The sequence below is a fragment of the Limnohabitans sp. Rim8 genome (assembly GCF_945869175.1).
In the GTDB taxonomy this organism is placed as follows: Bacteria; Pseudomonadota; Gammaproteobacteria; order Burkholderiales; family Burkholderiaceae_C; genus Limnohabitans_A.
In genome coordinates, this window is the sequence record NZ_CAMBNZ010000028.1 from 22,554 (window position 1) to 28,596 (window position 6,043).

Sequence of the window (6,043 nt, forward strand, 5' to 3'; positions counted from 1 at the left end):
AGCCTTCGCCACATGCCAAATATCCGCATCAAGTTGCCAATGAGGCATGAAAAAACCGCCAAGGTTTGCACCTAGGCGGTTCAGTTTTCGCGGACAGCGCACCCGTTTCAAACGGCAGCGAGGACAAGCCTCGCCGGGCTGTTGATCGGTTGGAGCGGATCAGGCTGCAGGGGCTGCAATAGCCAAAGTCTTGACTTTGGCGCTCAGGCGGCTCTTGTCACGAGCGGCCTTGTTTTTGTGGAAAATGCCCTTGTCGGCAATGATGTCCACCACGGTTTGCATTTTGGCAAACAGCTCGGTGGCTTTGGACTTGTCGCCGGCTGCAACGGCTTTTTCGACGTTTTTCACAGCCGTGCGGTATTTGGAACGCAGCGAAGAGTTTGCGGCGTTGATTTTGACGTCTTGTCGGACGCGTTTACGGCCGGAGGCAAGACGGGGGTTTTTCTTTTTGGGTTTAGCGGATGCCATATATGAGTTCTTTCAGTGTCTGAGGATGATGTCCGGCGAACCGAATATTCTAGCAGAGCTGTCACGGATGTATGCCCTCTCCTCTCAGCGCCAAGCTTGATCTTTGTGCGTGAACTTGAGCGACGCCATGCTTTGGACCGATCGGGCTGCCCGCTACACTGGCCCCTGTGAGCCTTCTTCAATCTGCCTCCGTTGTGTCGATTTTCACCCTGGCCTCTCGGGTGACGGGTTTGGTGCGCGAGTTGCTCATCGCCTCCATGTTCGGGGCCAGTGCCCTGACCGATGCCTTCAATGTCGCATTCCGAATCCCCAATTTGTTCCGACGGCTCTTCGCGGAAGGGGCTTTCAGTCAGGCTTTTGTGCCGGTATTGGCCGCCAGCCGTGCCCAGCATGGTGAAGAAGCGACCAAAGAAGTGATCGACAGCGTGGCCACAGCTTTGGCTTGGTCGGTGCTGGTTTTATCTGTTTTAGGGGTGTTGGTTTCGCCGTGGCTGGTTTGGGCCTTGGCCAGCGGCTTGCAGCAAGACGCCCGTGGCTATGGCGCAGCGGTGAACATGACGCGCTGGATGTTCCCCTACATCGCCTTCATGTCCATGGTGGCTTTGTCTGCCGGCATTTTGAACACTTGGAAGCGTTTTGCCGTGCCTGCGGCCACGCCCGTGTTGCTCAATGTCTGCGTGATTGCTGCGGCTTGGCTTTTGGCGCCATGGTTCAGTCGCCAAGGGGTCGAGGCCATTTATGCGTTGCCAGTGGGTGTGATGCTGGGCGGTGTGTTGCAGTTGGCTGTGCAAATTCCAGCCTTGGCCCGTTTGGGTCTGTTGCCCCGCATCCGGGTTCGACCGTCTGCCGTCAAAAATGCTTGGACCAACCCCGCTACTTTGAACATCTTGCGCCTGATGGGGCCCGCCTTGCTGGGCGTGGGCGTGGCACAAATTTCTTTGCTGATCAATACGCAAATTGCTTCGCACTTGGCCCCGGGCAGCGTCAGTTGGCTCACCTATGCCGATCGTTTGATGGAATTCCCAACGGCCATCTTGGGCGTCGCCTTGGGAGCGGTCTTGATGCCGCAATTGGCAGCGGCCAAAGCCACGGGCGACAGCGAGCGTTACGCGGCCATGCTCGACTGGGGTTTGCGCTTGGTCTTGTTGCTGGCCTTGCCTTGTGCTGCGGCTTTGCTGGTGTTTTCGCAGCCACTGGTGTCGGTGCTCTACCACTATGGCGCATTCACCGATCGGGACGTGCAGCAAACCACTTTGGCCCTGACCGGCTACGGCGTGGGGTTGTTGGGCTTGGTGGCCATCAAGGTGCTGGCCCCGGGTTATTACGCCAGCCAGGACATCCGCACGCCTGTGCGCATTGCCGTGGTGGTGCTGGTGCTTACCCAATTGTTCAACCTGCTCTTAGTGCCCTATTTGGCCCATGCCGGACTGGCGCTGTCCATTGGTTTGGGCGCTTTGGTCAATGCCCTGTGGTTGCTGGTGGGTTTATTGCGCCGAGGCACTTACAAACCCCAGCCGGGGTGGTGGCGTTTTGCCTTGCAGGTGATGTTGGCCACAGGTCTGCTCACCGCTTTGTTGGGCTTCGCTGCAAACCATTTGCCCTGGGTGGCGATGCGCCAAGAGGCCTGGTTACGCATTGGCTGGATGTTGGGTGTTTTGCTGTGCTCGGCCGTGCTTTACTTCGGGGTCTTATGGGCCACGGGATTGCGTCTCCAAGCTTTTCTTAAACGCTGAGGGACCTCTGGAATCGACATGCTGTTGGATTTGTCATCACCCACACCGCTCAGTTACTTTGCCAGCCTCGTGCAAAGCGATGAACACTTCCCCTTGCTGGAGGCGGCAGCCAGTTTGGCACAAGACGAAGAGCCGAGCTTGGATGTGCAGCACGTCCTCGACGATGTGGAGCGCCTGCTGCGCAGGGTTCAGGCGCGCTTGCCAGAGGATGCCGATGACCTCACCCAATTGGCCATTTTGACCCAGGTCTTTTACCGAGATCTGGGCTTTGGGGCCAACGCCAACGATTACTACGCCCCCGAAAACAGCTATTTGAATGAGGTCCTGCGCACACGCCGGGGTATCCCGATTTCTTTGGCGGTGCTTTGGCTGGAATTGGCACAGGCCATGGGACTGCAAGCGCAAGGTATTTCTTTCCCAGGTCATTTTTTGGTCAAAGTGACGCTGAAGGCCGGATTGGTGGTGATGGACCCACTGACGGGCGAATCTTTGGGACTGGACAATTTGTCAGAAAGATTGGGTCCCTACCGTGATCCTGCGGACCCCATGGCAACAGCAGACTTGGACGATGGTGAAACCCCTTTGGGCTTGTATTTGCAAGCTTGCCCGGCCCGGGATGTGTTGGCCCGGATGCTGCGGAACTTGAAAGAAATTTTCCGATCTCAGGAAGATTGGCCACGCATGCTGCAAGTGCTCGACCGGCTGGTGGTTTTGTTGCCAGAGGCCTGGACCGAAAGGCGAGACCGGGGTTTGGTGCATGCCGAATTGGGGCATGTGCACGAAGCATTACAAGATTTGCGGCTTTATCTGGAAGCCGAGCCCTCAGCACCAGACAGTGGGGCCATGAAAAACCGGGTGATCGCGCTTTCGGCGCTTTGACCGTTTGACCACTGGGCCCCTTGCTGCAAGTTGCAAGTGTGGGCCCGCGGGTCAGTTAAATGTCGAAAAAGGCTTAAAAGGTGTCTTCCTCACCTTAAGCCACCACCACCTGTGCACCATCACCTTGCGCAGCAATGCGGCCAATCGTGTAAACCTGCTCACCCGCAGCGCGCAAAGTGGCCGCACAGTTTTCGGCTGCGGTCGCATCCACCACCACCACCATGCCAATGCCATTGTTGAAGGTGCGGTTCATTTCGTTGTCGTCAATCCCGGCGGTGGCCTGCAGCCAGGCAAACAGTTCGGTTTGAGGCCAGCTGCCTTCGGTCAGGTGCGCGGCCAGGCCGTCTGGCAACACGCGGGGGATGTTTTCCAGCAAGCCGCCACCGGTGATGTGCGCCAGGGCCTTGATGCCAGAGGTATCTGGCGTGTCCGGGTGCTTGGCCAAAGCGGCCAGCACATTGAGCACATACAGGCGAGTGGGCTCCATCAGGGCTAGCTTGAAAGGCTTGCCGTCCAGCGTGGCGGGGGCGTTGCTGCCTGCCCGTTCAATGCATTTGCGCACCAAGCTGAAACCGTTGGAGTGAACGCCACTGGAGGCCAAGCCCAGGACCACGTCACCGACGGTCACGTTCTGGCCGGTGAGGATTTTGGATTTTTCGACCGCGCCAACAGCGAATCCGGCCAGGTCGTATTCGCCCGCGGGGTACATACCGGGCATTTCAGCCGTTTCTCCGCCGATCAGGGCGCAACCCGACAATTCGCAGCCTTTGGCAATACCGCCCACCACCGCAGCGGCGATGTCCACATCCAGCTTGCCGCAGGCAAAATAATCGAGGAAGAACAAGGGTTCAGCGCCTTGCACCAACACGTCGTTCACGCTCATGGCCACCAGATCGATACCCACCGTGTCGTGCATGTTCCACTCAAACGCCAGCTTGAGTTTGGTGCCCACGCCGTCGGTACCACTCACCAGCACAGGCTCTTTGTAGCGCTTGGGCACTTCAAACAACGCGCCAAAACCACCGATGCCTGCCAGCACGCCTTCGCGCATGGTTTTTTTGGCCAGAGGTTTGATGCGCTCGACCAAGGCATCGCCCGCGACGATGTCGACGCCAGCGTCTTTGTAAGAAAGGGGAGTTTGACTCATGGTGATGGCCCCCTGGGGGCAGGTAATTGGTGGTGAGGGGCCCACATGCGGACTAGCAGACTAAAATCAGGGTCTATTTTAAGGGTTCACCCTGAACGCTTGAAATTTCACCCAACCAAAGTCGAGCGCCACTTGCAAGCCCCTTTGCCATTTTTGATGACCCGCTTGGCCGCCTGGTTGGGTGTGGCCTTGGCCACGGCGTTTATTTTTTGGCTGCTGGCCCCCGTGTTGGCGCCTTTTGTCATTGCGGCCGTTTTGGCGTATGTGCTTCACCCTTTGGTGCTCAGGCTGGAAGGCCTGACCCAAGGCCGATTGCCACGGGCCATCGCGGTGGTGCTCATTGAAGCACTGGCGCTTGTCGCACTGCTGGGTATTTTGTTGCTCCTGATTCCCATTTTGGTGCGTGAATGGCCCTTGCTTCAGCAGCAGTTGCCTTTGTTGCTGGACCGCTTGGTTGACGCGATCAATCCTTTGCTGACGCAGATCGGGCTGAATGTGTCTTTGGATTTGCGGGATCTCAAAACCCAACTCGTGACTTATTTGAGTGCCAACCGCGAGGACTGGTGGGTCCCGCTGATGACGTCCCTCAAATTGGGTGGCAGTGTGGCCTTGGCCGTGGCTGGCTATGCGGTGTTGGTGCCGGTGGCACTTTTTTACATGCTGTACGACTGGTCACGCTTGGTCAGCAGCGTGCTCGAATTGGTGCCGCCATCGTTGCGCGGGCGCTTTGATGGCTTCATGAAAGAGTGTGACCAGGTGCTGGGTGAATATCTGCGTGGGCAGATGCTGGTGATGCTGGCTTTGGCAGTTTTTTATTCGGCCGGACTCCAGTTGTTTGGCTTGGATTTGGCGTTGCCCATCGGCGTGTTCACAGGTTTGGCGGTGTTTGTGCCTTACTTGGGGTTTGGCTTGGGCTTGGTGCTGGCGCTGTTGGCAGGCTTGCTGCAATTTGCCTCGGCGCAGGCACTGGTCATGGTGGCTGTGGTGTTTGGGTTGGGGCAGTTGATCGAAAGTTTTGTTCTCACACCCCGACTCGTGGGAGAGCGCATTGGCCTGCACCCGCTCGCCGTCATTTTGGCCTTGATGGCTTTTGGTCAGGTTCTGGGCTTTGTGGGCGTCTTGATTGCCTTACCCGCCAGCGCCGTGTTGCTGGTCGCATTGCGCCGCTTGCGTCACCAATACCTGCAAAGTGATTTGTATCGAAAAAGCGGGTCTGGTCTGGCTGAGCAAGGACCTGATCAGGCATGAAGCAGTTGGTTTTGGACATGGGCTTGGCATCGGCGCCCACGCTGGACAATTTCTTTGCAGGCCCCAATGAATCGGCACTCAGTCACCTGCGTTTGTGGACAGCTTCCAGATGTCGGTCTCCTGTGCCCAGCTATTTGTGGGGCGAAGGCGGTTCTGGAAAAACCCATTTGTTGCTCGCGGTGCACCACGCGCTCCAAGACCAAGGCGTTAAGGTGGGCTGGCTGGATGCGCACACCATGAACCCGCCCGAGTTCAAGGAAGAATGGGCCGCTGTGCTGATGGACGATGTGCACCTTTACAAGGCAGAACAACAGCACACCGCCTTCAATTGGTTTGTCAATGCCCTCACCCCCCGCAGCGGCTCGCCGCGCTGGGTTTTGGCCACAGGGGATGTGCCACCGGCCGATCTGAAATTGCGCGACGACTTGCGTAGCCGCTTGGGCTGGGGCCACATCGACTCCCTGCAGGTGCTGGGTGAGCCTGAGCGCCGCAGCGTCCTTCGGCAAGCGGCCGATGCACGGGGCCTGTTTTTGAGTGATGAGGTGATGTCTTACGTGCTCAAGCGCTT

At 57.8% G+C, this 6,043-nt stretch carries 6 protein-coding genes; 4 read left to right on the top strand and 2 right to left on the bottom strand.

What is annotated here, in order from left to right; all coding sequences use genetic code 11:
- Positions 1 to 159 precede the first annotated feature (159 nt).
- Positions 160 to 468: a 30S ribosomal protein S20 gene (gene rpsT / locus Q0O19_RS06355; protein WP_295521088.1), complete on the bottom strand. Its 309-nt coding sequence runs from the start codon at positions 466 to 468 to the stop codon at positions 160 to 162.
- 167 nt (positions 469 to 635) lie between these two features.
- On the opposite strand from rpsT, the gene murJ reads away from it, so the two are divergent.
- Both murJ and Q0O19_RS06365 read left to right on the top strand, forming a co-directional pair.
- Positions 636 to 2,201, top strand: a complete 1,566-nt coding sequence (gene murJ, locus Q0O19_RS06360; protein WP_295521090.1) for a murein biosynthesis integral membrane protein MurJ — start codon at positions 636 to 638, stop codon at positions 2,199 to 2,201.
- An 18-nt stretch (positions 2,202 to 2,219) separates the two neighbouring features.
- Complete coding sequence (locus Q0O19_RS06365; RefSeq protein ID WP_295521092.1) at positions 2,220 to 3,080, top strand: tetratricopeptide repeat protein; 861 nt, start codon at positions 2,220 to 2,222, stop codon at positions 3,078 to 3,080.
- A gap of 94 nt (positions 3,081 to 3,174) precedes the next feature.
- Here Q0O19_RS06365 and purM read toward each other — a convergent pair whose 3' ends face one another.
- Positions 3,175 to 4,227: a phosphoribosylformylglycinamidine cyclo-ligase gene (purM, locus tag Q0O19_RS06370; protein WP_295521094.1), complete on the bottom strand. Its 1,053-nt coding sequence runs from the start codon at positions 4,225 to 4,227 to the stop codon at positions 3,175 to 3,177.
- A 156-nt stretch (positions 4,228 to 4,383) separates the two neighbouring features.
- On the opposite strand from purM, the gene Q0O19_RS06375 reads away from it, so the two are divergent.
- Together Q0O19_RS06375 and Q0O19_RS06380 are read left to right on the top strand one after the other, a co-directional pair.
- Positions 4,384 to 5,475 carry an AI-2E family transporter gene (locus Q0O19_RS06375; RefSeq protein ID WP_295521097.1) on the top strand — a complete coding sequence of 364 codons (1,092 nt, stop codon included), beginning with the start codon at positions 4,384 to 4,386 and terminating at the stop codon, positions 5,473 to 5,475.
- Positions 5,472 to 6,043: DnaA/Hda family protein (locus Q0O19_RS06380; protein WP_295521096.1), on the top strand; the 572-nt coding region annotated here is incomplete at its 3' end. The genes Q0O19_RS06375 and Q0O19_RS06380, both read left to right, overlap by 4 nt.

What these genes read in the sequence shown, in the direction of transcription:
- Q0O19_RS06365 (WP_295521092.1), top strand. Translation starts at nt 2,220, where the DNA reads ATGCTGTTGGATTTGTCATCACCCACACCGCTCAGTTACTTTGCCAGC.
- Q0O19_RS06375 (WP_295521097.1), top strand. Translation starts at nt 4,384, where the DNA reads ATGACCCGCTTGGCCGCCTGGTTGGGTGTGGCCTTGGCCACGGCGTTT.
- purM (WP_295521094.1), bottom strand. Translation starts at nt 4,227, where the DNA reads ATGAGTCAAACTCCCCTTTCTTACAAAGACGCTGGCGTCGACATCGTC.
- rpsT (WP_295521088.1), bottom strand. Translation starts at nt 468, where the DNA reads ATGGCATCCGCTAAACCCAAAAAGAAAAACCCCCGTCTTGCCTCCGGC.